General features: G+C 55.2%; 19 protein-coding genes. All 19 read left to right on the top strand.

Annotation, left to right across the window (positions count from 1 at the left end; all coding sequences use genetic code 11):
• Positions 1 to 101 precede the first annotated feature (101 nt).
• The 19 genes from B1748_RS03515 (at position 102) to B1748_RS03425 (ending at position 26453) form a co-directional block, all read left to right on the top strand.
• Positions 102 to 1628, top strand: a complete 1527-nt coding sequence (locus B1748_RS03515) for an extracellular solute-binding protein (protein WP_087566481.1) — start codon at positions 102 to 104, stop codon at positions 1626 to 1628.
• Between the two features lie 109 nt (positions 1629 to 1737).
• Positions 1738 to 2760 (top strand): glycoside hydrolase family 130 protein, encoded by a 1023-nt coding sequence (locus B1748_RS03510; RefSeq protein WP_087566480.1) that lies wholly within the window; start codon positions 1738 to 1740, stop codon positions 2758 to 2760.
• Between the two features lie 20 nt (positions 2761 to 2780).
• The gene (locus tag B1748_RS03505) at positions 2781 to 4268 is read left to right on the top strand and encodes an FAD-dependent oxidoreductase (RefSeq protein WP_087566479.1); all 1488 of its coding nucleotides are present in this window, start codon (positions 2781 to 2783) and stop codon (positions 4266 to 4268) included.
• A 427-nt stretch (positions 4269 to 4695) separates the two neighbouring features.
• Positions 4696 to 5943, top strand: a complete 1248-nt coding sequence (gene hisS, locus B1748_RS03500) for a histidine--tRNA ligase (protein ID WP_087566478.1) — start codon at positions 4696 to 4698, stop codon at positions 5941 to 5943.
• A 65-nt stretch (positions 5944 to 6008) separates the two neighbouring features.
• A complete protein-coding gene (aspS, locus tag B1748_RS03495; protein WP_087566898.1) occupies positions 6009 to 7826 on the top strand; it encodes an aspartate--tRNA ligase in 1818 nt (605 codons plus the stop codon).
• A gap of 34 nt (positions 7827 to 7860) precedes the next feature.
• Entirely contained in the window at positions 7861 to 8610 is a 750-nt protein-coding gene (locus B1748_RS03490; protein ID WP_087566477.1) for a tRNA threonylcarbamoyladenosine dehydratase, read from the top strand.
• A 2-nt stretch (positions 8611 to 8612) separates the two neighbouring features.
• Positions 8613 to 9326 (top strand): YdeI/OmpD-associated family protein, encoded by a 714-nt coding sequence (locus B1748_RS03485; protein WP_087566476.1) that lies wholly within the window; start codon positions 8613 to 8615, stop codon positions 9324 to 9326.
• A 1389-nt stretch (positions 9327 to 10715) separates the two neighbouring features.
• A complete protein-coding gene (locus tag B1748_RS03480) occupies positions 10716 to 11144 on the top strand; it encodes a VOC family protein (protein WP_087566475.1) in 429 nt (142 codons plus the stop codon).
• Complete coding sequence (locus B1748_RS03475; protein WP_087566474.1) at positions 11128 to 11892, top strand: class I SAM-dependent methyltransferase; 765 nt, start codon at positions 11128 to 11130, stop codon at positions 11890 to 11892. The genes B1748_RS03480 and B1748_RS03475 overlap by 17 nt, the downstream gene beginning before the upstream one ends.
• Positions 11893 to 11968: 76 nt before the next feature.
• Positions 11969 to 13273 (top strand): replication-associated recombination protein A, encoded by a 1305-nt coding sequence (locus B1748_RS03470; RefSeq protein WP_087566473.1) that lies wholly within the window; start codon positions 11969 to 11971, stop codon positions 13271 to 13273.
• A 74-nt stretch (positions 13274 to 13347) separates the two neighbouring features.
• The gene (locus tag B1748_RS03465) at positions 13348 to 13839 is read left to right on the top strand and encodes an NUDIX hydrolase (protein WP_087566472.1); all 492 of its coding nucleotides are present in this window, start codon (positions 13348 to 13350) and stop codon (positions 13837 to 13839) included.
• Positions 13840 to 14047: 208 nt separating this feature from the next.
• Entirely contained in the window at positions 14048 to 17107 is a 3060-nt protein-coding gene (locus tag B1748_RS03460) for an ATP-binding protein (RefSeq protein ID WP_179215352.1), read from the top strand.
• Between the two features lie 18 nt (positions 17108 to 17125).
• Positions 17126 to 18946, top strand: a complete 1821-nt coding sequence (locus B1748_RS03455) for a cache domain-containing sensor histidine kinase (RefSeq protein ID WP_087566470.1) — start codon at positions 17126 to 17128, stop codon at positions 18944 to 18946.
• Positions 18921 to 20519, top strand: a complete 1599-nt coding sequence (locus B1748_RS03450) for a response regulator (RefSeq protein WP_087566469.1) — start codon at positions 18921 to 18923, stop codon at positions 20517 to 20519. Before B1748_RS03455 ends, B1748_RS03450 begins: the two co-directional genes overlap by 26 nt.
• An 82-nt stretch (positions 20520 to 20601) precedes the next feature.
• Complete coding sequence (locus B1748_RS03445; protein WP_087566468.1) at positions 20602 to 21516, top strand: carbohydrate ABC transporter permease; 915 nt, start codon at positions 20602 to 20604, stop codon at positions 21514 to 21516.
• A gap of 7 nt (positions 21517 to 21523) precedes the next feature.
• Positions 21524 to 22375: a carbohydrate ABC transporter permease gene (locus B1748_RS03440; RefSeq protein ID WP_256975512.1), complete on the top strand. Its 852-nt coding sequence runs from the start codon at positions 21524 to 21526 to the stop codon at positions 22373 to 22375.
• 132 nt (positions 22376 to 22507) lie between these two features.
• A complete protein-coding gene (locus B1748_RS03435; protein ID WP_087566467.1) occupies positions 22508 to 23857 on the top strand; it encodes an ABC transporter substrate-binding protein in 1350 nt (449 codons plus the stop codon).
• Positions 23858 to 23876: 19 nt separating this feature from the next.
• Positions 23877 to 25535, top strand: a complete 1659-nt coding sequence (locus tag B1748_RS03430) for an MGH1-like glycoside hydrolase domain-containing protein (RefSeq protein WP_087566466.1) — start codon at positions 23877 to 23879, stop codon at positions 25533 to 25535.
• Between the two features lie 15 nt (positions 25536 to 25550).
• A complete protein-coding gene (locus B1748_RS03425; RefSeq protein WP_087566465.1) occupies positions 25551 to 26453 on the top strand; it encodes a glycoside hydrolase family 43 protein in 903 nt (300 codons plus the stop codon).
• The last annotated feature ends 330 nt before the right edge of the window (positions 26454 to 26783 follow it).

Raw genomic sequence — 26783 nt, 5'->3', positions numbered from 1 at the left:
CGGCGGCAGCACAGGCGCCGGTCCAAGCGGAATAACCTCTTGTGCTTTCTATAGTGAAGCGCCAAGGGATTATTTATAATGAAACTCATGGAGGGGTTCACATGTCAAGGAAACAATGGCTGGTAGCAACGATCGTTTTGATGTTATCCTTCACGACAGTACTGGCAGCTTGCGGCGGAAAAAATGAAAATGCCGGAAACAAGCCAAGCGCCAGCGCGCCGCCTGCCGGTTCGGAGGCGGCTCCGGAAGTGAAGCCGACGCTCAAAGGATTGCGCAACTACATGCAGGAAGATTACAACACGTACCCGGTAAATCAGTTCGTGGAAGAGAAGACAGGCTACAAAGTTAAGAACGACATGTTGCCGCAGGAGAAGCCTAGCGATAAGCTGAATTTGATCATGGCTTCCGGCACGGATTACGACTTCATCGATGCGATGAATAAGCAGGATTTCTTTAACTTTGCACAGAACGGCGCCTTGACGGATCTCACGCCGTTGATCGAACAGTTCGGGCCGAATATTAAGCAGGCGATCTCCCCCGAGTCTCTCGCCGGCGCAACCGTGGATGGGAAAATTTACGGGATCCCGACGCTGAATGTCAGCTACGTGAGCAGCGGATTGCTTATCCGCACCGACTGGCTGGAGAAGGTCGGCAAGGAGATGCCGACAACGCTGGATGAATTTATGGATGTACTGAAAGCATTCAAGGAGAAGGATCCGGGAGGCAACGGGAAAAACAACATCCCCTTTACGATGGACAGTTCCGGCCTGATCGACAATATCATGGGCGCTTTCGGGATCTATGGACATTGGAATGAGATAGATGGAAAAATCGAAAACGTCTCCAGCCATCCCGAACTAAAAAATTATACGGTATTCATACGCTCGCTATACGAACAGGGATTGCTCGATAAAGAATTCGCGACGAATAAATCCGCGACTTCAGCCGAAAAATTCACCAGCGGACGCGCAGGCGTGCTGTGGACGCGCTGGTCTTCGATCCCGGGCTACGACGAAGCGTTGAAAAAAAATGTGCCTGATGCAGCGTATCAGTTCATTCCCCCGATGAAGGGTCCTAACGGACTTAGCGGATTCACCATTGTAGGAGGATTCAACAAAATCACCTTCGTGCCGAAGTCGTCCAAACATGCCGAAGACGTGGTGAAGATGATCAACGCGCTGCTGGAGCCGGAAGTATTCAAAGGACTCTTTATCGGTGAAGAAGGCGTGGACTACAAGGTGGAGAACGGCAATTATATTCCGATTGAGCCGTCTTTCGCCAATACGAGAGGACAAGCGAGCAACTTCGTCATCGGCATGGATGAAGCGAACTTCGTAACCTACTGGCAAGCGCGCCTGCAGAAGAACAAGCCGATGTTCGACAATTTCCAGATCGTCAACAATATTCCGAAGGAACAGACTCACCAAGATCCGCTGGCGTTCTCGCCGTTTCTGCCGAAGTACTCGGCGTCCAGCGCCAAACTGGGCACCACGGTTAACGACTCTCTGATCAAGATGATCGTTGACGGAGTAACGGATGACGGCATCGCAAGCCTGCAGAAAGCATGGAACAGCGCTGGCGGCGAAGAAGTCGTTCAAGAAATCAATGCCTGGTACGTGAACAAATAAGGTACGTGTATAAATAAGCAAGAGTTCGGGGCTCCGGCGCTGTCGGGGTCCCGATTCGTTGAAATACAGGGAATCGATACGATAGCGAGACAAGAAGGGAGCGTCCCCCATGAATATTCATTCTTCAAGAGAATCTCTGATCGGACAACTTAAGTCTGCTCCAGTCATCCATCGGCATGCCCATAATCCCGTGCTGTCGCCCCGTCAGGTGCCTTACGGTCCGGCAATGGTGTTTAATGCCGGCGTGGCGAAATACGAAGGCAAATATGTCATGGTGTTCCGCAACGATTATGGCAACGAGGAGACAGAAGAGGTGTACCCTGGACGGACGACAAATCTGGGGCTGGCTACAAGCGACGACGGCGTTAACTGGCAGGTGCAATCCGCGCCGATCTGGCAATGGAGCGATGAGGAAGTGTATCGGGTATACGACCCGCGGTTGACCGTAATGGACGGCAAAGTCTTTATGTGTTTCGCCATGGATACGAGGCATGGGCTGCGCGGCGGCATAGCCGTGACGGAAGATTTTGCGAAATTCGACGTATTGAGTTTGAGCGTGCCGGACAATCGGAACATGGTGCTGTTTCCGGAGCGGGTAGGCGGCCGTTATATGCGGCTGGAGAGGCCGATGCCCGTGTACGGCCGGGGCGGCCGCGACCGGTTCGATCTGTGGCTGTCCGAGTCGCCAGATCTCATCTATTGGGGTCGCTCGTCGCTGGTGCTGGGCGTCGAGGACGTTGAGTACGCCAACGACAAGGTTGGTCCAGGCGCGCCGCCGGTACGCACGAAGCATGGGTGGCTGACAACGTTCCATGCGGTAGACATCGATCCGTCGCGCGGCAAAAACGGCTGGGAGTCTGCTTGGAAGAAACGGTATTGCGCCGGCCTAATGCTGCTTGACCTGGACGATCCGCGCAAGGTAATCGGGCAGTATCGCGGGCCGTTGCTCGCGCCGGAGGCTTCATACGAGGTGGAGGGCGGATTCCGCAACAATGTCATTTTTCCAGGCGGCATGATTCTTGAAGAATACGGTGAAGTTAAAATTTATTATGGCGCCGCCGACACCGTCGAGTGTCTGGCTACGGCGCATGTGGACGATCTGATCGCATTGTGTCTGGAAGGCGTTAAATAAAGAGCGGAAGGCGGGAGGAAATGACGACTTACGATTTGGTCATCTATGGCGGGACATCCGCAGGGCTTGCTGCCGCCGTGCAGGCTGGCAAGATGGGGCTGCGCGCAGTCGTGCTGGAGCCGACTAATCGGCTTGGCGGGCTTAGCAGCGGCGGATTAGGCGACACCGACTTCGGCGACAAGAGCGCGATCGGCGGGCTTTCGCTCGACTTCTACAGGCGGCTCGGACGCAGGTATGGCTCCGAGCATGCGGCATGGTTGTTCGAGCCGAAGGAAGCGCTGGCCGTATTCCAGGAATGGGTCGAGGAATATGGCATCGACGTAAGGTTGGGCGAGCGGCTTGATCCGTCCGATCCGGTTGTGAAGAAAGGCAATCGTTTGATCTCGATCCGCATGGAATCCGGTCGCGTCTACAATGGCCGGATGTTCATGGATACCGGGTATGAAGGCGACCTTATGAAGGCTGCGGGCGTGTCGTATGCGACTGGCCGGGAATCCAATAAGGTATATGGGGAGTTATATAACGGCATTCAATCGGGAATAGCCGTTAAGAACCAACTTCCGCGAGGGATTGACCCTTACGTCGTGAAGGGCAACCCCGCAAGCGGCTTGCTGCCGGGCGTCAACCCGGATGCCGGCGGCGATGACGGACAAGGCGATCATCGCATCCAGGCCTATTGCTATCGGATGTGTCTGACCGATGATCCGCTCAATCGTGTCTTTGTCGAACAACCGGAAGGTTACGATGAACGGAATTACGAGCTGTTGTTTCGGGCCATCGAGCAAGGCGAGAAGATTTTCTTTAAGTTGAACGGCGTGCCTAATCGCAAGACGGACTCGAATAATGACAAAGGTTTCTCGACGGATTTCATCGGATACAATGACGAATATCCCGAAGCCTCTTATGCGGAGCGGGAGGCGATCGCCGCCGCGCACGAGCGCCATCAGCGCGGCTTGATATGGACGCTGCAGCATCATGAGCGCGTGCCGCAGGAGATTCGTTCGTTCTATGCGCCTTGGGGGCTGCCCCTCGACGAATTCGTGGAGAATGACCATTGGTCGCCACAGCTGTATATCCGGGAATCCAGGCGGATGATCGGCGAATTTGTTATGAACGAGAACCATATTTTCCTGCGGCAGGCCGTATCGGACCCCATCGGGAAAGGCTCCTACACGATGGATTCGCACAACACGCAGCGGCATGTGAGCGCGGAAGGGGACGTCGTCAACGAAGGCGACGTGCAGATCAAGCTGAGCGGTCCTTATCCGATCAGCTACCGCTCGATCGTGCCGAAGGAAGAACAATGCGCGAACTTGCTTGTGCCCGTATGCCTGTCCGCTTCCCACATCGCATACGGTTCGATTCGCATGGAGCCGGTATTCATGGTATTGGGCCAATCGGCGGCAACGGCCGCGGCGCTGGCGCTGGAAGCGGATGCGTCCGTTCAGGCAGTGGATTACGGGAAGCTGCGCGAACGATTGCAGAAAGATGGACAAGTGTTGATGTAATGCGTCTTCGTTCGATCTCTTGACTTATGTCCTGCGGGAAGGTAAAATTACATCTATTATTGTCATATGGATTCGATGACGGGACAAAGTAATTCCTCTTTGGAGTACGCAGAGAGGGACGCCAAGGCTGCAAGCGTCCTTATTCCGGTGGTATGAAGAACCTCCCCGAGAACATTCGGCGAACGGACACCCACGACATGCGGCATTGCCGCTAGCTCCGGACATGGTGCCTCAATAGCCGTACATGCGTTTGACGGTCGTTACCCGTCCTGGAGAGAATCATGGCAGGCGGTTACTTGCGCGAAGACATGGTTCGGAATGTGGGTGGTACCACGGGAGCTACAACTCTCGTCCCTTGCGGCAGCTTATGCCGGGAGGGGCGGGAGTTTTTTGATTTTCAGATGGACAGAGAATGGAGGAGTACGGGATGAAATTTCAGAAATCGCCGGGCACGCAGGATATCCTGCCGGGTGCGGTCGAGAGATGGCAATTCGTTGAGGGCAAAGCTCGCGAGCTGTGCCGACGTTACAATTTCCGAGAAATCCGGACGCCAATGTTCGAATCGACGGAGCTGTTCCAGCGGGGAGTCGGGGAGACGACGGATATCGTCGAAAAAGAAATGTACACCTTCATCGACCGCGGCGACCGCAGTCTGACGCTCCGGCCGGAGGGAACGGCGGGAGTCGTTCGCGGCTACGTGGAGAACAAGCTGTTCGGCGAGCCGGACTTGTCGAAGCTGTACTATATCGGTCCGATGTTTCGGTACGAGCGGGCACAGGCGGGACGTTACCGCCAGTTCCACCAGTTCGGCGTAGAGGCGATCGGAGCAGTAGACGCCGCGCTGGATGCGGAGGTTATCGCTTTGGGTTACAGCTTCTATACGGAGGTTGGCTTAAAGGGCGTTCGCGTCGAAGTGAATTCCGTGGGTACTCCGGAGATTCGCGCGGCGTTCCGCGAACGGCTGCTGGCGTTTCTGGAGCCCATGCGCGAAATTCTCTGCAAGGATTGTCAATCCCGGATGGATCGTAATCCGCTTCGGGTACTGGACTGCAAGACGGATCAGAAACATTTTACGGATGCGCCTTCCATACTGGACAGTCTCGACGACGAATGTCGGACGCACTTCGAGAAAGTGCAGCAATGTCTAACAGATATGGACATTCCGTTCGAGATCAATCACCGTTTGGTTCGGGGACTGGATTATTACACCCACACGGCGTTCGAGTTCAAAGCGGAAGGCATCGGCGCCATCGATACGGTCGGCGGCGGCGGACGTTATAACGGTCTGGTCGCGGACATCGGCGGTCCCGATCAGCCGGGCGTAGGCTTCGGCATCGGCCTGGAGCGTACGGTGTTGCTGCTGGAACACCAGAATACGGAGCTGCCGGAGCTTAACGGCATCGACGTTTACGTTGTCGCCCTTGGGGAAGCCGCCGAACGCGAAGTATCGAAGACGGTCTACCAGCTTCGCGCGCGGGGCATTCGAGCCGAGCGAGATTACCAGGGACGCAAGATGAAGGCGCAGATGAAGTCGGCGGACCGTCTGGGCGCAAGGTTCACGGCTATTCTGGGAGACGACGAGCTTGTCCGCGGCGAGATCATGCTTAAGGAGATGGCGACGGGAGATCAGCGGCCGGTTGCCTTGTCGGCTCTGGCCGACGAGCTCTTGAGATAGTGCAAGATATTTGGAAGACATTTGGCAAGACCCTAATTTAGTCCAATAAGAGGAGTTTGATGAACATGATGTTGAAGACGCATAGCTGCGGAACATTGACGAAAAAGGACGTAGGCCAGACGGTTACTTTGAACGGCTGGGTGCAGCGTCGCCGCGACCTTGGCGGAGTATTATTTATCGACCTTCGCGACCGCACGGGCATCGTGCAAACGGTATTCAACCCCGATTTCTCCGGAGATGCCTTGGCTATCGCCGACCGCGCCCGCAACGAATACGTGCTTGCGGTAACCGGCAAAGTAGTCGAGCGCGATCCGGAAACGTACAACGCGAACCTGGCTACCGGCGAAATCGAAATTCGCGTAACCGAAATCGAAGTGATGAACGCCGCCAAGACGCCTCCGTTCCCAATCGAGGACGGTGTGGAAGTCGACGAGTCGCTCCGATTGAAATATCGTTACCTGGATCTTCGCCGTCCGGAAATGCAGAAGACGCTTCTGCTTCGTTCCAAGTCCGCAAAGATTTTCCGCGACTTCCTGGACAACGAAGGATTTATCGAAGTCGAGACGCCGATCCTGACCAAGAGCACGCCGGAAGGCGCTCGCGATTACCTCGTTCCGAGCCGCGTGCACGAAGGCGAATTTTTTGCTCTGCCGCAATCGCCGCAAATTTTCAAGCAGCTGCTTATGGTCGGAGGCCTGGAGCGCTACTATCAAATCGCGCGCTGCTTCCGCGACGAGGATCTTCGCGCGGACCGTCAGCCCGAGTTCACGCAGGTCGACATCGAGACTTCTTTCCTCTCCCAAGACCAGTTGCTCGGCATGATGGAGCAATTGTCCGCAAGGCTGCTTCGCGAGACGGTCGGCGTAGAGCTGGAGCTTCCGTTCCAACGCATCACTTACGCGGACGCCATGAACAAATACGGCTCCGACAAGCCGGATCTGCGCTTCGGTCTGGAGATCGAAGACATTACGGACATCGTCTCCGGCAGCGACGTGAAGGTATTCGCTAGCGTGGCGGCTGGAGGCGGCGTCGTGAAGGCGCTCAACGCCAAGGGCTGCGCGAGCTGGAGCCGCAAGGAGCTTGACGACCTGCAGCCGTTTGCTGCGCGCTACGGTGGCAAAGGCCTTGCCTGGATTACGGTAAAGGACGGCGAATGGCGCGGTCCTATCGTGAAGTTCCTGAAGGAAGAGGAAATCGCGGCTTTGACGGAACGTCTAGGCGTAGAAGAAGGCGACCTACTCACGTTCTCCGCCGACAAACCGAAGGTTGTCGCGGACGTTCTGGGCAACCTGCGTCTGAAGCTCGGCCGCGATCTCGGTCTGATCGACGATTCCAAGTTCAAGTTTGCCTGGGTCGTAGACTTCCCGCTGCTTGGCTGGGATGAAGAAGCGAAACGTTACGTGGCGGAGCATCATCCGTTTACGCGTCCGAAGGAAGAGGATCTCCATTACTTCGACACCGATCCGGGCAAGATCCGCGCTCAGGCGTACGATCTCGTGCTGAACGGCTACGAAGTAGGCGGCGGCTCCATGCGGATCTACAAACGCGAGGTGCAGGAGCAAATGTTCAAGGCGCTTGGCTTTACCATGGAAGAAGCGCACGAGAAGTTCGGCTTCCTGCTGGACGCGTTCGACTACGGCACGCCTCCGCACGGCGGCATCGCGTTCGGCTTCGACCGTCTGGTCATGCTGCTTGCGGGCCGTACGAACCTTAGAGAGACGATCGCCTTCCCTAAGACGGCAAGCGCAACGGACCTGCTCTGCGATGCTCCGTCCGAAGTCGAACTTTCGCAGCTCGAGCAGCTGCATATTCGCACGGTTCTGAAGCCGAAGCCCGTAGCTGCGGCGGCAGCAGGCGCGCCGGCCGGCGAATCTAACCAGTAGTCCGGACTTTAGACGGAAGAAGGAGGCGGCGAACATGCTGCATCAATTCTCGCGAACGGAGCTTGCGATCGGCCCCGAGGGGCTCGATATTATGAAAGGCAGCACGGTGGCCGTGCTCGGTATCGGCGGCGTTGGAGCTATTGCCGCCGAAGCGCTGGCACGCACCGGCGTGGGCCGGATTATTTTGATCGACAAGGACGTTGTCGACATTACGAACATCAATCGCCAGATTCACGCGCTGACGACGACGGTCGGCCAGCCCAAGGCGGATCTGATGAAGGACCGCATCAAGCTGATCAATCCGGAATGCGACGTTATTTCCCTTCGGATGTTTTATACGGAGGAGACGTACGAGAAGCTGTTCGAATACGAACTGGATTACGTCGTCGACGCGTCCGACACGATCATCTACAAGGTGCATCTGATCAAGCAGTGCCTGGAGCGGGGCATTCCCGTCATCTCCAGCATGGGCGCGGCGAACAAGATGGACCCGTCTCGCTTTAAGGTGGCGGACATCTCCAAGACGCACACGGATCCGATCGCGCGGGTCGTGCGGACGAAGCTGCGCAAGGACGGCATCAAACGCGGCGTCAAGGTCGTCTTCTCGGACGAGGATCCTATCAAGCCGCGCGAGGACGTGACGCAAAAAATCGTGCCGGAGAACGCGCCTGAAATTCGGAAGGCCAAGCAGCCTCCGTCGAGCAACTCGTTCGTTCCGCCCGTGGCGGGACTCATCATGGTGAGCGTCGTGGTGAAGGATCTGCTCGAAAGCGGGGGCAACTAAACATGAACGGCGAGCTAGTCCGCAAACTTCGCCTGACGGATGGCGCCAAGGCTCTCGTTTTATTCCCTCCGGCAGGTTACGATGTGTTAGGAGAGCTTGGCCTCCCGACAACGGCGGGCTTAAGTCCGGATGCGGATGTCAAGCTGGATTCGGCAAGCTACGATTATGTGCATCTGTTCGTATCGTCCATAGCCGAATTGGCGGAGAGGGCTCCGGCGGCGATCGGCGCCGTCCGGTGGGACGGGCTGCTTTGGATCAGCTATCCCAAGGGCTCTTCCGGCATCAAGACGGACGTCAACCGGGACAGCGGCTGGCAGTTTATGAAGGCGCTCGAGATGGATGCCGTCTCCAATATATCCATGAACGAGACTTGGTCGGCCCTTCGGTTCCGTCCGGCTGGAGTCGGAGATTCCGGCAAGACGCGCGCCAAGCGGGAGCGGGAGCAGAACCAGGGGCAGAAGCAGGAAACCGCAGGTAATCGTTCCGAGGTTATTCGGGATGCTGACGCGTCTTTGCCCGAAATGCCGGTCGATCTGACCGAGGCTCTGCAAGCCTCTCCCGCCGCGGCGGACTTCTTCGAAACGTTGACCGACTCCATGAAACGCGATTATTTGCGCTGGATTCTGGACGCGAAACGGGAAGACACGCGAACGAAGCGAGTCGCAGCAACGATCGAGAAGCTCGAGCAGGGGCGAAAGCGTCCGACTGACAAGTAAGGTCGTGTACGGGGCTGTCGTCCAGCGGACAAGTAAGAACGAGAACGTGGTTGTCGGCCGGCGGACAAGTAAAGTCGTGAACGGGGCTGTTGGCTGGCTGGGTCAACGACGAAATCGTCTCATGCCTGTACGAAATCGTCGGCAGGCTTTCAGGTTTGGCTACGAAACCGTCGACAGGCTAGTAGGTTTAACTATGAAACCGTCGATAGCCCAGAAGGTTTGACTACGAAACCAGACAGGCTACTAGGGTAAATGATTATAACGTCAACAGACGGCGGAGGGCAACGAAACCGTTGCTTTCTGTCCGGTTCATGTTACAGGCAAAACGTCGACATATGTATCAAGTCATATAGAACCGCCGTCGGATGAGTGTAGCACTCGTCCGGCGGCGGTTGTTTTTTGTAAGAGGGGGAAGCTGCTTCCCGAGCCAATCCCATCCCGACTTTGACGGGAAAGCCAATTAAATGGTGCCCGCACACTGCCTATGTACTCGGACGCCAATCCACGAACCGAAGTATAAAAATATGCTTCGGTGGGCGGTACTGATGTGGATGCGCTGAATTTAGCTGAAAAGTCAGCTATCTGTATGAAAAATCGAGCACAATACGACGTTGGTGGGGGGACGGAGACAAATGTGTTTGAAAAAGCTAGTACAATGGGGCGCTGGCAGGCGGTGACGAGCGAATGTGTATGAAAAACCGAGTACAATGGGGTGCTGGCAGGCGGTGGCGAGCGAATGTGTATGAAAAAGCGAGTACAATGGGGCGCTGGCAGGCGGTGACGCGCGAATGTGTATGAAAAAGCGAGTACAATGAGGCACTGGCAGGCGGTGACGCACGAATGTGTATGAAAAAGCGAGTACAATGGGGTGCTGGCAGGCGGTGATGAGCGAATGTGTATGAAAAACCGAGTATAGTGGGGCGCTGGCAGGCGGTGACGAGCGAATGTGTATGAAAAACCGAGCACCGTAACGAGCCTTCGCCTGTGTGAAGCCGCCTGATATAGCTGAGAAATCAGCTATAATGAGCCCTCGAAGGTGTGGATTCGCCGGATATAGCAGAAAAATCAGCTATAATGAGGCCTCGCTGGTGTGGATCCGCCGGATATAGCTGAAAAATCAGCTATAAAGAGCCCTCGCCGGTGCTGAAGAATTAGTTTAAAAAAATAGATCCGTTAAGCGATTGTGCGAATATCGAAAGTGGGATAAAATATGTCACATAAAGAAATAAAACACAGTTTCACTATGCGAAACTTCGACGACCTGTTGAGTATTCGTTATCTGTTGATGGATGTACCTGCGTTTATGTCTCGGATCAAAAGTAAACATGTAAAAGGGACCGGTCGATGAAGAACCGATCGACGTTCGAACCTCAAAAGGAGGTAATGTGGATGACAATTCGTTTCACGGGCATCGACCATGTGCAGCTTGCTGCCCCAGCGGGATGCGAAGCCGAAGCGAGACGTTTCTACGGCGGCGTTTTGGGATGGGAGGAGCTGCCCAAGCCGGCGAGCCTGCAGGCGCGCGGCGGAGCTTGGTTCCGATGCGGAATGCACGAGGTTCATATCGGCGTTCAGGCAGATTTTCGGCCTGCGAAGAAGGCGCATCCTGGCTTCGCGATGATCGGCTTGGATGAGCTTCGTAACAGACTGGTCGAGGCAGGAGTTCCTGTCACTGACGATGCGTTGAGGGAAGATGAAGGACTGCAACGATTGTTCGCGGAGGATCCGTTCGGCAATCGGCTGGAATTTCTGCAATACGATAGAGACGGAGTAACGACCATGTCGAAGGAGGAAAAAAGAGATGAGCAGCCTGAATAGCAAGGAACGATTTACGGAACGCGTGGATTCTTATGTGAAGTATCGACCAAGTTACCCGGCCGCGGCGCTGGACTTTCTGTATTCAAAGGTCGGCTTCTCCAAGGAAAGCATCATTGCCGATGTTGGAGCGGGCACTGGCATTTTCTCCGGTCTGTTGCTGGACCGCGGCAGCCGAGTAGTGGCCATCGAACCTAATGAAGCCATGAGGGGAGCGGCGGAAAAAAGACATGCGGATAATTCGCGTTACACGTCCGTCGCGGCTTCCGCGGAAGTGACGGAACTGGAAGATGAGTCGGTAGACCATATCGTCTGCGCGCAATCGTTTCACTGGTTCGACAGAGCTGCTGCCCGAGAAGAATTCCGCCGCATTTTGAAGCCGGATGGGCAGGTCGCGCTCATCTGGAATTCCAGGCGAACAAAAGGAACGCCATTCTTGGACCAATTCGAGCAGTTGCTCCTCGATTACGGAACGGATTACGAGAAGGTGGCGCATAAATATATAACGCCCGCTACTATCGCTTCGTTTTTCCGAGATGGAGGACCCGCTCTTGACGTATTTGCGTCGGAGCAGCGGTTGGATGCCGAAGGCGTAAAAGGAAGACTGCTCTCTTCCTCTTATTGCCCGCTGCCGGGGCATCCAAATTATGAGCCTATGATGGAGAAACTTGCTTCGATCTTCGAAGCCAACCAGGAGAAGGGATTCGTGACGATTGTTTACGATACGGAGCTGTACTGGGGCCGCGTATAGGTGGCGAACGTTTGTACGGATATGCTATGATTGATTTATCATTACATCATTTTCGTATGAAGGATTGAGCTGTGCCATGGATTTGTTTACGTACCAGGAAGAAGAGACACCGCGAGATAAGCTGCTGGCGGACCGGATGAGACCCCGGACGCTGGACGAATATATCGGACAAGAACATATCGTGGGCGAGGGCAAGCTGCTCAGACGAGCCATACAAGGGGATCAAGTTTCGTCGATTTTGCTGTACGGCCCCCCCGGCTGCGGCAAAACGACGTTAGCCCATATCATTTCCCTGACAACGAAGGGAGACTTTGTTAAGCTGAACGCCGTTGACGCTTCCGTCAAGGATGTTCGCGACGTTATCGACCGCGCTCGCAGCAACAAGACGTTGTACGGCAAGAAGACGATACTGTTCCTTGATGAGGTTCACCGTTTCAATACATCGAGACAGGACGCGCTGCTGCCGGCTGTGGAGCAAGGCATCATCGTATTTATCGGAGCAACGACCGAAAATCCGTTCCATCATGTTAACGGAGCCTTGTTGTCGCGCTCGACATTGTTCCAGCTGCAGGCGCTGGAAGAGCGTCACGCGCTGGAAGCGATGAGGCGTGCGCTTGCAGATGCGGAGCGGGGGCTGGGCTTTATGCAGCTGCAGGCGGACGAGGATGCGCTGGACCACATCGCGGCGATGGCCGGAGGCGATATCAGGCGGGCGCTCAACGCGCTTGAGCTGGCGGCGGTGACGACGCCCTCGCAGCCGGATGGGACCGTCCGGCTGACGCTGGAGGTGGCGCAGGAGTCCATACGGAAGCCGACCATCCGGGCGGATCTGTCCACGCAATACGACGTGCTTTCTGCCTTCCACAAGAGCGTGCGCGGCTCCAGCGACGCTGCGTTGTTCTGGTTTCTCTACGCGGTGGAGAGGCTCGGCATGGATCCCATGACGTTTATTCGCAGACTTATCGTCGCGTGCAGCGAGGACATCGGACTTGCGAATCCGCAAGCCATGATACAAGCCGTAACGGCGATGGACGCTTATCACAAGATCGGCTGGCCGGAGGCCAAATACAACATCGCCCAAGCGATTCTATTCGCCGTGGAGAGTCCCAAGTCCAACGCGACGGCCGTCGCGATCGGCAATGTAATGAGTGCGATCGAGCGGGCTGGCAATGCCGAAGTTCCGCTGCATCTGCGCGATACCCATTATAAGGGCTCAGCGGAGCTCGGCCACGAGGGTTATAAGTACCCGCATGATTATCCTGGCCATTACGTCAAGCAGCAGTACTTGCCGGATCCAATTGCGGGCAAGACGTTCTACCATGCCTCGGAGCAAGGGACGGAGGATCGAATCAAACAAAACCAGCAGCGGCGGTCCACTTAAAGCTGCTTGTTCTTTTTGACGGTTTTTATTGCCGGGTTGGCGAAGAAACGAATGGAGAAGGGGAAACGAGCAGCATGGCGGAAGTTGTTGTTAAAAGAACGCCTGTATTTTACGGAGCGGTGCATCTCCTGTTTTTCCGTGAAGATGAAGTGTTGTTGCTAAAGCGGAAAAATACGGGCTTCGAGGATGGCAAGTGGAGCGTGGTGGCGGGACGGATCGATGGCAATGAAGAAGTGAAGGCGGCCGCGATTAGAGAGGCTAAAGAAGAGGCCGGCGTCGATATTGACCCGTCCGAGCTGGAGGTGACCGGCGTCGCCCATCGCAGGAATCCTAACGGATCCGGTTCGGAGTGGATCGATTTTTATTTAACCGTAAGGGCCTGGAAAGGCGAGATCATGAACATGGAGCCGCATAAATGCGAGGAACTGAGATGGTTCCCGCTGAGCGAGCTGCCTTCGAATATGATCGAATACGTCAAGGTCGCCCTGTGCGAAAATCAGGACAAGCTCTGGTTCCGCAGCATAGGCTGGGATGCCGTTGTCAGTCAGGCTGCCAGTCCAAAATAAACAAAGGGCTGTCGAAAAGCTCTGGATCCCATGCCAGTCGTGAACAAGCAATCCGGGTATTTGTGACCCAGTACCTCCTAAGGTACTGGGTTTTGTTGTACTTATTTGTCTGAACCGGGATTGTTGTCGAACGGGAGGAGGATCGTGTCGATTCATGCAGAATGTTATGTAGAGGATGGAGCTAGAGGATTGGAGCAGGATGGCATACATGTACAACAAACATATTGTTTTGTTTGGGATGATCGTCATATTCGGTCTTGTTAATATATTTAGCGTATACCAGTGGCTTTCTCCTTCCGATCGGAAGATCGAGGCCGTCGACGGCCTCCTGGACGCGAGGGGCTGGAGTTTTGCGGACGATGGCGTACTGGAGCTGCGAGGCGAGTGGGAGCTGTACGAGAACATGCTGCTCGGGCCGGATGATTTCCGGGCGGACGCAGCGCGGCTCGAATCATCGAGAGAGGTTGTTCAAGTGCCGGGCAGCTTGAAGAAGATGTTCACTTCCGGTTACAATAACGGTCACGGTGCCGCCACCTATCGATTGCTGTTGCAAGTGAACGAGACGGGAATCTATAGCTTGCGCGCCAATAAAATCCGGTTGTCCAGCCGTATTTATATAAATGGCTTCGATATTGGAGGAAACGGCAACCCGTCCATGGCGGCTGAACAATTTGTCCCAAGCAACGCTCCCTTCTTCGGATCGGTTATGCTGGAGCAAGGCGTGGCGGAAATCATCATTCAAGTAGCCAGCTACGACTATTTGGGAGGAGGAGTCGTTCAGGCTCCGGATTTCGGGTTTACGAACGATGTAAAGGCTCAACTCGATGCCGCGCGACTGGCCGACATGACATTGATCACCATCATGCTGGCATTCGGATTATATTATGCGGGCATGTTTAGACAATGGGGCAAGGAAAGATATTTAATGCATTTTTGCCTTTTTTGTTTGTCGACCGGTTTGTTTTTCGGCATCGACAATGAAATATTGGCGATGATTCTTTTTCCGGAACTCCCTTTTTCGTTGCTGCAAAAGCTGATTTTTATTTTATCTTTGTTCGCGTTTTATTTTTTTGCCACCTATGTCCACAACTATCTCGGTCAACAAAAAAATGTCGTATTTGTTTGGTTAAGCAGATTCGCGTATGTGTTTTTGGCGCTTATTATCGTATTGCCCAACCGTTATTTGACATCGACGCTTTGGCTGGCCATACCTGTTCAATTTGCCGTATTCGCGACGATCGTGTACAGCGTGTTCCGCAGTCGCAGCAGGGGCGTACATGGCAGTTATTATACGCTGCTAGGCGTCTTCTTCCTGATCGTGACCTGGCTCTTTGCGCAATTGCGTTATCAGCTGGCATTGGATAACCCTTTCTACATGATCGTAACTCCGCTGCTGCTCGTCTTGTCCCAGGCATTGCTTATGTCGGAGCGGCTTCAGGAGAACTTCCGCAAGAGTACGCAGCTGGCCGAGCAGCTACTGATCTATGACCGCCAGAAAGACGATTTTTTGGTCAAAACATCGCATGAACTGCGAACGCCGTTGCATGGCATCATTAACTTGTCCCAGTCGTTGCTTGACAACCGGGATCGCCCTCTGCAAGACGACCATCGCGACAACATCCGCCTGCTTCATCTGATGGGGCGGCGTCTCGCCGGAATCGTACACGATATACTGGACATGAACCGGATCAAGCATGGTCAGCTATTGATTCATCCTACTTCGGTCAATCTCGGAAATTCCGTTCAATTCGTTATGGAGACGTTGTCGATTGCACCTGTCAATAAGGAAGTGAGGCTCGTCAACGGGCTGCCGAACGAGCTGCCTCTGGTCATCGCCGATGAAAACAGGTTAAAGCAAATTTTGCACAACTTGCTGGAGAACGGATTGAATTTTACGGAAAGCGGAACGGTAAGTATAGCAGCCAAGCGGAAGGATGATCTCCTGGTCGTAACCGTGACCGATACCGGGATTGGCATTCCGGCCCAAGCGCTCGCCGAAATTTTTCAGCCTTTTGTAAAGTATGAGGACGAAGGCAAGGATCCTGTCCGCAGAAGTTTTGGCATCGGTCTTGGTATGGGGCTTGGCATTACGAAGCAATTGGTAGAGCTTCACGGAGGCAAGCTCCATGTGGAGTCAACGGTAGGGCGAGGCTCTACATTTTCCTTTACGCTGCCGATCGACAAACAGTCGGAAGAAGCAGCTGCAGCGATGGAGGGTGAGCCGTCTGCGATCGATATGATGTCCGGTGTTTCGCAAGGGGATCTCGAGGCGCAATTTCATGTTCTTATCGTAGATGACGAACCTTCTAATATTAAAGTATTAATCGATGCGGTAACTTCCTTGCGTTATGGATATACGGCGGTAAACAGCGGGGAAGAGGCGCTTGAGGCATTGCGGGGATCCCCCAAACCCGACTTGATATTGCTCGACTTGATGCTGACGGGAATATCGGGTCGGGAGGTATGTCGAGCCATTCGGTCCACGCAGGGGCTTGCGGAGCTGCCTGTGCTGATGCTGACAGCCTCGGGACAGACAGGAGACATCGTTGCCTCCTTCGCCGCAGGGGCCAATGATATCGTGCAGAAGCCGTTCGAGCTAGCGGAACTGAAAGCAAGGATGCAGTCGCTGCTCGCGATGAAAAGCTCTTCGGAAAACGCGATACGCAGGGAAATGGACTTTCTACAGGCGCAAATTACGCCGCATTTTTTGTATAACACCTTAAACAGTTTGGTAGGACTAAGCTATAAGGATACGGATAAGCTTCGCGAAACGATCAATCATCTAACGACCTACTTGCGCTCCAAATTTACGTTTGTATTCGATAGCGAAATGGTTGCCTTGAGCCGCGAGCTTGAGCTGGTCAAAGCATACACGGCTATCGAGCAGCTGCGTTTCGGGCAAAGGCTGCAGATCCATTATGAAGCGGACGAAAAATTGCATTGCATGATGCCGCCTCTGACGCTTCAGCCGATTGTCGAGAACGCTGTGCGGCACGGAATCGGACAAAAGCCGTCCGGGGGGACTGTACAAATTGCCGTGCGGCGAATCGGGGCTGCGATCGAAATCGTGGTAGAGGACGACGGCGTCGGTATGAGCGAGGACAAGCTGCATATGCTGGAGCAGGGGAAGTCTGGAGGGATCGGCATAAGCAACGTCAACCGTCGGCTTCAGATGCTGTACGGACACAGGCTGGACATCAGCAGCAGCGAAGGCCATGGAACCCGAGTCAAGCTGGAAATTCCGTGTTCGGCGATTTCTGATGAGTAACAGGCTGGGAGGAAGGTTATGTTCTACTCGCTCAAAAGCAGGCTTATCGCAATCTTTATTTTATTGTTCGTGTTGTCCTTCGGCGCGTTGTCGGCCGTCTTGTTTAACGAATCGAGGTCGATCATCCTCTCTCAACTGGAGTCCTCCGCGCTGGAGAAGATGGAGGAGTACGGCTCCTACGTAGACATGGTTCAGATGGGAGTATACGATGTCGCTTCGCTCGTGTTCAACAACGAGACGACACGCGACTGGGACGATCGGCTCGGGGAGGAGGGCTTGCCTACGGGAGAGAAAATCCTTTCCAACCTGGAGATGAGCACCTTCCTTACCCAAGCGACCAACAGCTATACGAGCGTGCAGCGCGTAACGGTGTACCGGGATGACGGTCTGTGGGTCAGCGGCGAAAATCAATTCGGGGAAGATGCGACGTTTCTTGGAGAGAGCTGGTATCGGGATTTCAAGGGAAAGGGGGAACGCTGGGTGGCCGGGCATGTCGACCTTGTCGAGCGGCGTTTTAATAATGACAATCCCGTCGTCAGCATGATTATGCCTATCGCCGAGTTCGAGCCCAGACACGCAAGCGCCTTCATGAAAATCAATGTAAGCACCGACTATTTCCTGGAGCCGCTGGACCGGATTCACCTGGGAGTGACGGGCTCCATCCATCTGCTTGGCTCCAACGGGCTGCCGATGCTCGGCCAAGAAGGCTTCGAGCCGACGGAGGAGAGGACGGAGCTGGTGCGAACGCTTAAGCAAGACTCGCGCAAGCAAGGCGTCATCCATTCGGACAATTCAAGCGGTCAGAGGGAGATCATCGTCTTTAAAAAGCTGAAGCGGACGAACTGGATGCTGGTCGGCATCGTGCCGGAGAGCGATCTGTACGCGGAACTGTTCGACCTCCGCCAAAGTATGATCGCGATTGCCACGCTGGTGCTCCTGTTATCCGTCGGGCTCGCGATATGGCTGTCCCACAGCATCTCCAAGCCGCTGTCCCGCCTCGTCGCAGCCATGCGGCACGTCCAGCGCGGCGACTTCGCCCAGGCGGAGCTTCGAATGCCGCCGGAAGTGGGGCTTCGCAATGAGGTCGGTTTTGCAACATCGACGTTCCGTAAGATGGTCGTCCAGCTTCGTCAGCACATCAAGACGGAATTTGAGCTGAAGCTGCTCCGTCAGCAGGCGGAGTACAAGGCGCTCCTTATGCAGATCAATCCGCACTTCCTGTTTAACACGCTGGAGCTGATGAGCAGTCTGGCCATGCAGAAGCGAACGGATGACAATGTGGACGTTATCGAATCGCTAGGAAGGATGATGCGCTTTTCCTTGCGCATGAGCGATGATATTGTGAGCCTGGGGGATGAACTCAAATACGCAGGCGATTACGCCTCCATCCTTCGCGTGCGCTTCGGCGACCGCCTCCACCTTTCCATCGACAAGACGGAAGGATTGGAACGGCACACCGTCATCAAGTTCATACTCCAGCCTCTGATCGAAAACGCCGTGAAATACGGATTCAGGCACGGCTCGGAAGTCTACGTGGATGTAAGGTCGGAGCGGGCGGAAGGCCATATCCGACTAGTCGTGGAAGACAATGGTCCAGGCATTCCCGAGGAGACAATCAACGAGCTGCGGGACAAAACGCTGAGTGCCCGAATGGAGGATGTGCTCGTGAGCAAGAGCAAGCAGATCGGGCTCGGCAACGTGCTTGCAAGGTGCGGTCTCTATTACGGGGACTTGTTCCGGTTCCATATCGGAACAAGCGAACTCGGCGGCGCCTCCATTGCGCTGCTCATTCCGATACAGGAGGAACTAAGCGATGTACAACGTGATGATCGTGGATGACGAGCAGGAGATCCGGCAAGGCATCCGGCTCAAGGTGGATTGGGAGGCGCTCGGACTGCGAATCGCGGGGGAAGCCTCCAACGGCAAGGAAGCGCTGGAGCTGCTGGAGCAGGAGCCCTGCGACATCGTTATAACGGATATGAACATGCCGGTCATGGACGGCTTGTCGTTTCTGGAGGCTTGCAGGAGGCTGGATCCCGGCATTTGTCTCATCGTGGTGACCGGCTACGAGGATTTCCAATACGCCCATGCGGCTGTTCGTCACCAAGCGAGACATTATTTGCTCAAGCCAGTCGCGCGCGACGAGCTGACGGATGCGCTCGTAAAAGTCAAGACGGAACTCGATAAGGAAGTAGAGGACGCGCGGCGCGCCAAAGATATGGAGTGGCAGCTCTCCCGGTACTATAAGGAGCTGAGGGACGGATTCCTCTTGCAATTGGCGAGGGGAGGCGCGGAGGAGCCCGGCGGACGTCTGGAGCGGGCGAAGCGATTCGGACTGGAAGCGTGGAACGAAGGCGCCGTGTGGTTCGTAAGCGCAGGACTGCTGGAGCGCTCCGAAGGAGAGGAGAGCCGTCCCGCGCGTCAATTTCGGCTTCCCTTCGAGCTGCTCTGCCGCGAGCTGGCCGAGCGCAGGGAGGATGCCGTGCTAATATTCCGGGACGAACATTATCCCGGTCTCATACATGCCATCGTCCGCGGCGACAAAGGTCAAGCCCATGCCTATATGGACGAGCTAAGGGGAGCCGTCCGCAGCCATCTCGGCTTCGAGCCGACGATAGGCATCGGGGAAGCCGTAACTGGATTTGCCCAGTGGAGGGAAGGATATTCCACCGCTTTGCTGTCCTGGCATCTGTCGGAAGGCAACGGCCGCCAAACGGATCGTCCCTCGGAGGAGCCGGCATTTCTGCCGGAAGAGAAGGTTCAGCTGCTTCACCGCGTGCTGAAGAAGGGAGAGCTGGAAACGTTCGGACGGCTCGTCATGGAGTCGTTGGTGGAGGCGCAGCAATATTCCAGAACGATGCTGGTGAAAACGATCTTCCGGTTTCATCTCGCGATAGAATCGTTTGCGGAGCAAGCAGGAGCTCCCTTCGACGGCAAAGACTCCTTATGGCTGCGTCCGGATGTCGCTTTGCAGCTTCGGACGCCGGAGCTGGCGGCCGACCATCTCCGCAAGCTGGCGGGTTCCGTCGTCGACCGGTTGGGCGAACGCGGAGAAGACGCGGAGATTTCCGTCATCGAAGCTTCCCGGGCCTACATCGACGAAAATTACATGTACGAGCTGAACCTGACCTCGCTGGCCGAGAAATTCAACTACAACCCGTCTTACTTCTCGGAATTGTTCAAGGCGAAGACGGGGAAGACGTTCATTGGGTACGTATCGGATGTGAGAATGGGGCATGCGGCCAAGCTTCTGACGGAGACGTCCCTCGGGCTGTGGGACATATCCGAGCTGACGGGTTTCTCCAATCCGAGCTACTTCAGCTCCCGGTTCAAACGTATGTACGGCTTGTCTCCGTCCGAATACCGCCAGCGCCCATCTGAAAAAAACGATAGCGAACTCCCGAAGAAATAAGATGTTAACGAAAAGCCTCCTTGCTTATGATGAATGTACAGCACGTTTGATCGTGCATTCATCACTCGAAGGGGGCTTTGCCATGGGAACTTCACGCAAATCCTTGGCTCGCGATCAGAATCGGACGGCGTATCTGTTTCTGCTGCCGTGGCTGCTCGGATTTTTCCTGTTGACGGCCGGACCGATGGCCGGCTCGCTGTACTTATCGCTTACGAAATACACGCTGCTGTCCCCGCCGACCTGGATCGGTGTCGAGAACTACGCGCGCATCTTTGCCGAGGACGACACGTTTAGAGGCTCCTTGTGGCTGACGTTTAAATATGTGTTCCTCTCCGTGCCGCTCAAACTGGCCTTCGCGTTAATGATCGCCATGGTGCTGAATAAAGGGCTGCGCGCGATCGGCTTGTATCGGACGGTGTATTACATTCCATCCCTGCTTGGAGGAAGCGTGGCGATCGCGATCGTCTGGCGCCAGATTTTCGACGGAACCGGCGCGGTCAACCGCGCTCTGGCCTGGCTTGGCATCGAAGGGCCGTCCTGGATTGCCCATCCCGACTATATTATTCACACGATCGTGACGTTATCCGTGTGGCAGTTCGGTTCGGCAATGGTTATCTTCCTTGCCGGTCTCAAGCAGATTCCCGCCGATCTGTACGAAGCGGCGCAAGTGGATGGCGCCAATGGCTGGCGACGGTTCAGCCGCATTACGCTGCCCATGCTGACGCCCGTCATTTTCTTCAATCTGGTTATGGGCGTCATCAATTCGTTCCAGGCATTCACGCCGGCATTCGTTATCGGCGACGGCCGCGGCGGCCCGCTTGACGCAACAATGTTCTACACCCTGTATCTGTATCTGAAAGGGTTCTCGTTCTTCGAAATGGGATATGCATCGGCGCTCGCCTGGATCATGCTGCTGATTATCGGATTGTTGACGGCCGTCATTTTCGTCACTTCGAAATATTGGGTATTCTATGGCGATAATAAGGAAGGGAGGTAAGGAGGCCATGACTACCGCAACTACGATGAAAACCAGACTTGCCGGGCCGCTCAAGCATCTGCCCGTCATCGCTTTGGGACTGCTGATGATTTATCCCGTGTTATGGCTGATCGCCAGCTCCTTTAAGCCGAATCAGCTCATCTTCTCCGACCCTTCCTTATGGCCCGCTACGTTTACGCTGGACAATTACATGAACGGCTGGACTGGTTTTCAGGGGATTTCGTTCGGCCGATTTTTCGCGAATTCGTTTGTCATCTCCATCCTTAGCGTGCTTGGCAACGTTATAACTTGCTCGCTTGCGGCGTTCGCGTTCGCCAGGCTAAAGTTTTCGTTCGGCAAGCTTTGGTTCGCCCTTATGCTTGTGACGATCATGCTGCCTTACCATGTAACGCTGGTGCCGCAATACGTCATCTTTAACGAGCTGCACTGGATCAATACGTATTACCCGCTCGTCCTGCCGAAGTGGCTGGCGACCGACTCGTTTTTTATTCTGCTTATGGTGCAGTTTATTCGCGGGATACCGAAGGACCTCGACGAAAGCGCGACGATCGACGGCTGCAACTACAAACAAATTTATTTCCGCATCATGCTGCCATTGCTGACGCCGGCGCTTATTACAACCGCGATCTTTACATTCATCTGGACCTGGGACGACTTCTTTAGCCAGATGATCTATCTGAGCGACATTCGTCTGTTCACCGTGCAGCTCGGGATTCGGGCGTTGTTCGACCCCAGCGGTTCCTCGGACTGGGGAGCGCTGCTGGCCATGTCGGCCTTGTCCCTGCTTCCGATAACGGCTGTATTCCTCGTCTTCCAGCGTTACTTCCTGGAAGGCATCGCGACGACGGGATTAAAGTAAAGCGGGCGAAGGCACCCGAAAAAATGATAAGTCAAGTGCCGAAGGAATGGTATGCCGCTTCCTTCGGTCATTCGGTAAGATGACGTTGTAAGGCGAAGTCACATCACATTTACGATAATGGGGGAGATCGACATGTTAAAACGTCAACGTCAATTAGCAGTAGGTGCGGTTGTCGCGATCAGCATGCTGGCTACGGCTTGCTCGGGAGGAACGGGAGCGGGAGGCGCGGCAAGCAGTTCGCCGAGCCCTGACAGTACAGGCGGCAGCAACGCGGGCGGAGGAGAGCAGGTAGAGCTGCGCGTCATGTGGTGGGGAGACCAGGCGCGTGCCGATATTACGAACCAGGTCCTGAAGCTGTTCATGGACAAAAATCCGAACATCAAGGTCATCGGAGAATTCGCTCCGTCATCCGGCTACTTCGACAAGCTGAATACGCAGCTTGCTTCCGGAACGGCGGCGGACGTCTTTTTCCTGGGAGGCAACGTTGTCGATTACGCGAACAAGGATGTGCTGCTGGACCTGACGCCGTATGTAGGAAATGAACTGGATCTCTCCGACATGGATCCTGCTATGATTCAATATGGCACGCTCGCCGACAAGCTGGTCCATGTATCGGCAGGCGCGAACGCAAGGGGCATCGTCGTAAATACGAAGTTGTTCGAGCAAGCAGGCATTCCCGTGCCGCAGGACGGCTGGAACTGGGACGATTACGCCAGAATCAGCAACGAAATCGCGGCCAAGCTTGGCGATGGCTACTACGGCACGTATAACTTCACGTTCGAGGGCATGGACATCGCCTACAAGCAAAACGGCGCCCAGCTCTACGACATGGCGGCCGGCAAGCTCGGTTTCGAGGAGAAAAACGCGCTGGACTGGTTCGGCTACTGGTCGAAGACGTCGGAAGGCGGCGGGGTTGTAACGCCGGAGCTTGCGGTATCGCATCCAATCGATGATCCCAGCAAATCGTTGATCACATCCGGCAAAGCCGCGATGAACCTCATTCCTTCCAATCAGCTCGGAGCTTATCAAGGTCTGACTGAAGATCCGCTGACGATGGTGCAGCTGCCGAGAGGACCGAAGGGAACCGGCGTCGTGTTCGAATCCAGCCAAGGTTTGTCGGGTTATGCGAAGACGGAGCATCCAAAGGAAGTCGCTATGCTGGTCAGTTTCTTTATTAATGATCCGGAAGCGGCGAAGATTCTCGGCAACAACCGCGGCGTGCCCGTGACGTCGAAGAACCGCAGTCTGCTGGAAGCGGAAGCGAGCGACGTCGACAAGATCGTTTACGATTATACAAGCCGTGTATCCGACGCTACGAAAACCGAGCCGTTCGCGGTCAGCTACAATCCTCCGGGCAACGCCGAATTCGAGAAGATGGGAAAAACAACGGTTCAGGAAATCGGTTTCGGACGCAAGACGGTGGAGCAGGCGGTCAAGGATTTCTACCAGAACGCGGTCAAAATTCTCAACAGCAACCAATAATGGCAGGTGATCTCTCATCATGAATGAACAATTGCTGGAAAAATTACGAAACCATAATATCCACGAAAGGTTCGAGTCGGCGAACGGCCTAAGTCCCGAGCACGAAGCGGTCGCGGCAGAATGGGAGGCAGGGGGCGTCGCGTTTGCGGCGTCCTCCGGCCAGTTGGAGGAGACGCACGGCAACGCGATGCGATCCTTGCTGAGCTGCATCGTGCCTACCGGCGAAAGCGGGACGCCTATCCTGCACGAAGGAGGCGTGTACCGGGGCTGCTGGCTGGAGAGCACGGGCACGATCAATGCGGAGCTGCTGTCGCGGTTCGTGCCTTCCGTGGCGGAAGCGACTTTCGCCTCTTTTGCCGAGCATCAGCGGAAAGATGGGCTAATGCCCTACAAGGTTACGGAGCATGGTCCGGTCTACCGGCAAATTCAGCTGGTGACGCCGCTTGCGAGATCCGTATGGAATCATTACCGTCTTAATGGCGGCGGCGAATCCTTCCTTCACCGGATGTACAGCGCAATGGAGCGATACGACGATTGGCTGATGCAATACCGCAATACTCGCGGAACCGGCTGCATCGAGGCGTTTAGCACATTCGACACGGGGCATGATCTATCGCCGAGGTTTTGGCATGTTCCGGATACGCCGCACGGAGGAGATCCTGCCACTGTCGATCCTAATTCGCCCGTTCTCCCGTTTCTCGCGCCGGATCTGACGGCCAACGTCTATTGCCAGCGTTTGTATCTGGCCAAGATGGCGGAGACGCTTGGTCTTCCGGATTCGGGATGGGGCTCCAAAGCAGAGCAGACATTGGAGGCTCTTTTCGGTTATTGCTTCGACGAGCGGGATCGGTTCTTCTATGACCGCGACCGCCATGAGCGGTTCGTGCGTATTCAGTCCGACGTACTGTTGCGGGTAATGGCTTGCGAGGTTGGAGACCGCAGCTTTTTCGACGAGATGCTTGGGCGGTATTTGCTCAATACGCGCAAGTTTTTCGCCAAATATCCTTTTACGTCTATCGCCATGGATGATCCCAGATTCGACCCGTCCTCCGCTTACAACACCTGGGGGGGCACATCGAATTTCCTAAGCATCATCAGGGCGCCTCATGCGTTTGAGAAACACGGCCGCCATGTGGAGCTGACGTGGGTTATTCAGCCGATACTGTCCGCCGCCGCACGGATGAAAAGATTCGGGCAGACGATCAGTCCATGGACGGGGGAGGAAGGGTACACGGAAGCTTATTCGCCCTCGATCCTATGCGTGCTGGACTTCGTCGAAAGGCTGTGCGGCATCCGTCCTACTCCGGACGGCGAACTATGGTTCACGGCCTTAAGACCGTACCCATTGGACCACGGCGAGGAAATCGCCGAAGAGACGGCATACAGCAGAACGGTAGACGGCATTCGGTTTGAGCTGGTTAACGGCAAAGAAGGCTCCTTGCTGTTTCGGGACAACACGATATGGATGACGTACCCGGGCGGCATTAGGGTGAGGACGAACCGCAAGGGAGAGCTGCTCGGTTTGACAGGGATGTCCGTACAGAAGGTCCGCGGGGAAGTCGAGTGGAACGGGGCCCGGACTACTTTCGAAGTCAATGGCAATGAAGTGCTGGCTTACAGGGATGGAACGTTCGTCAGCGTTCAGGATATTGGCATCGTCTATCCAACGTACGAATAAGAGGAGGCACGATGCATGAAAACGCTGGAGGACATTCAAATTCGCGACCCTTTTGTCGTTCCGCTGGAGCGGGAGGGACGATATTATATGTACGGCAGCACGGACAGCAACATTTGGGGAAAGGGAACGGGCTTCGATGCGTACGTTAGCGAGGACCTGGCAACGTGGGATGGACCGCTGCCGGTGTTCCGCCCGGATGATAACTTTTATTCCGACACAAACTTCTGGGCGCCGGAGGTGTACCAGGTCGGCAAACGATGGTATATGTTCGCGACGTTCCGCCGCAAGGATAATGGTTTGCTTGGCACGGCCGTACTGGTAGCCGAAAGTCCGCTGGGTCCTTTTGTACCGCACAGCGACGGTCCTGTAACGCCAGTGGAATGGAGCTCGTTGGACGGCAGCCTGCATCTGGATTCGGAGGGAAATCCCTGGATGGTGTTCTGCCACGAATGGCAGCAGACTGGGGACGGAGAGGTGCGGGCGGTTCGACTGTCTGCCGACTTGAAGCGGGCCGAGGGCGAGCCTATGCTGCTGTTCAAGGCTTCGGAGGCTCCGTGGACGACGCCATTCCTTCATAAACGTTATCCCGGGCGGAACAATTATGTAACGGATGGTCCCTATCTGTTCCATGGGGAGGACGGTGTGCTGAACATGTTATGGGCGAGCTTTATCGACAATCGGTACGCGCTGGGCCTTGCCCGTTCCCGTTCCGGGGATGTGCTGGGACCTTGGGAGCAAGCGCCGGATCCTTTGTATCACGACGATGGCGGTCACGGGATGGTGTTCCGCACCTTCGGCGGCGAGCGGCTGCTGGCCGTTCATGCTCCGAACCAAACACCGGACGAGCGCCCCATTTTTCTACGTCTCGAGGAAGCGGATGGCGGTATACGGACAAACGGAAGGTATGCGCAGGAATGATTAAGGCGAACCAAACGCAGGATGTATATACGCGAGCCTCGAAAAACAGGTTCGGTGCTATTGTGTATGAAATTTCATACTCACGGGCCACGAAAAGGCCTCCAGAAGCAATAGGGGTTGTCCAAAACGCCAAATTGTGAATTTTCGAGACCCAAGTCAAGTCGGATTTTTTAAAGTAAAAGGACCTCATCCTCCACTTTGCAGTGGAATTCGAGGTCCTTTCACGTATAGATGGGAACGTTGCCCTATCATTCGAGCATTTCTGAGACAGCGCTATTTCGTACTCAGGGTCAAAACGACGGGTGATCAACGTTGGCAAATTATCGGTCG

This window comes from Paenibacillus sp. MY03 (genome assembly GCF_002165585.1).
Taxonomy (GTDB): domain Bacteria; phylum Bacillota; class Bacilli; order Paenibacillales; family Paenibacillaceae; genus Pristimantibacillus; species Pristimantibacillus agaridevorans.
The sequence above is the reverse complement of the archived record's forward strand: the minus strand, read 5'-3'. Positions and strand labels throughout refer to the sequence as shown.

Coding starts and splice junctions, on each gene's coding strand:
- B1748_RS03510 (WP_087566480.1), top strand. CDS start 1,738: ATGAATATTCATTCTTCAAGAGAATCTCTGATCGGACAACTTAAGTCT.
- B1748_RS03440 (WP_256975512.1), top strand. CDS start 21,524: ATGACTACCGCAACTACGATGAAAACCAGACTTGCCGGGCCGCTCAAG.
- hisS (WP_087566478.1), top strand. CDS start 4,696: ATGAAATTTCAGAAATCGCCGGGCACGCAGGATATCCTGCCGGGTGCG.
- B1748_RS03455 (WP_087566470.1), top strand. CDS start 17,126: ATGTTCTACTCGCTCAAAAGCAGGCTTATCGCAATCTTTATTTTATTG.
- B1748_RS03425 (WP_087566465.1), top strand. CDS start 25,551: ATGAAAACGCTGGAGGACATTCAAATTCGCGACCCTTTTGTCGTTCCG.
- B1748_RS03475 (WP_087566474.1), top strand. CDS start 11,128: ATGAGCAGCCTGAATAGCAAGGAACGATTTACGGAACGCGTGGATTCT.
- B1748_RS03465 (WP_087566472.1), top strand. CDS start 13,348: ATGGCGGAAGTTGTTGTTAAAAGAACGCCTGTATTTTACGGAGCGGTG.
- B1748_RS03450 (WP_087566469.1), top strand. CDS start 18,921: ATGTACAACGTGATGATCGTGGATGACGAGCAGGAGATCCGGCAAGGC.
- B1748_RS03505 (WP_087566479.1), top strand. CDS start 2,781: ATGACGACTTACGATTTGGTCATCTATGGCGGGACATCCGCAGGGCTT.
- B1748_RS03490 (WP_087566477.1), top strand. CDS start 7,861: ATGCTGCATCAATTCTCGCGAACGGAGCTTGCGATCGGCCCCGAGGGG.
- B1748_RS03515 (WP_087566481.1), top strand. CDS start 102: ATGTCAAGGAAACAATGGCTGGTAGCAACGATCGTTTTGATGTTATCC.
- B1748_RS03485 (WP_087566476.1), top strand. CDS start 8,613: ATGAACGGCGAGCTAGTCCGCAAACTTCGCCTGACGGATGGCGCCAAG.
- aspS (WP_087566898.1), top strand. CDS start 6,009: ATGATGTTGAAGACGCATAGCTGCGGAACATTGACGAAAAAGGACGTA.
- B1748_RS03480 (WP_087566475.1), top strand. CDS start 10,716: ATGACAATTCGTTTCACGGGCATCGACCATGTGCAGCTTGCTGCCCCA.
- B1748_RS03445 (WP_087566468.1), top strand. CDS start 20,602: ATGGGAACTTCACGCAAATCCTTGGCTCGCGATCAGAATCGGACGGCG.
- B1748_RS03470 (WP_087566473.1), top strand. CDS start 11,969: ATGGATTTGTTTACGTACCAGGAAGAAGAGACACCGCGAGATAAGCTG.
- B1748_RS03460 (WP_179215352.1), top strand. CDS start 14,048: ATGTACAACAAACATATTGTTTTGTTTGGGATGATCGTCATATTCGGT.
- B1748_RS03435 (WP_087566467.1), top strand. CDS start 22,508: ATGTTAAAACGTCAACGTCAATTAGCAGTAGGTGCGGTTGTCGCGATC.
- B1748_RS03430 (WP_087566466.1), top strand. CDS start 23,877: ATGAATGAACAATTGCTGGAAAAATTACGAAACCATAATATCCACGAA.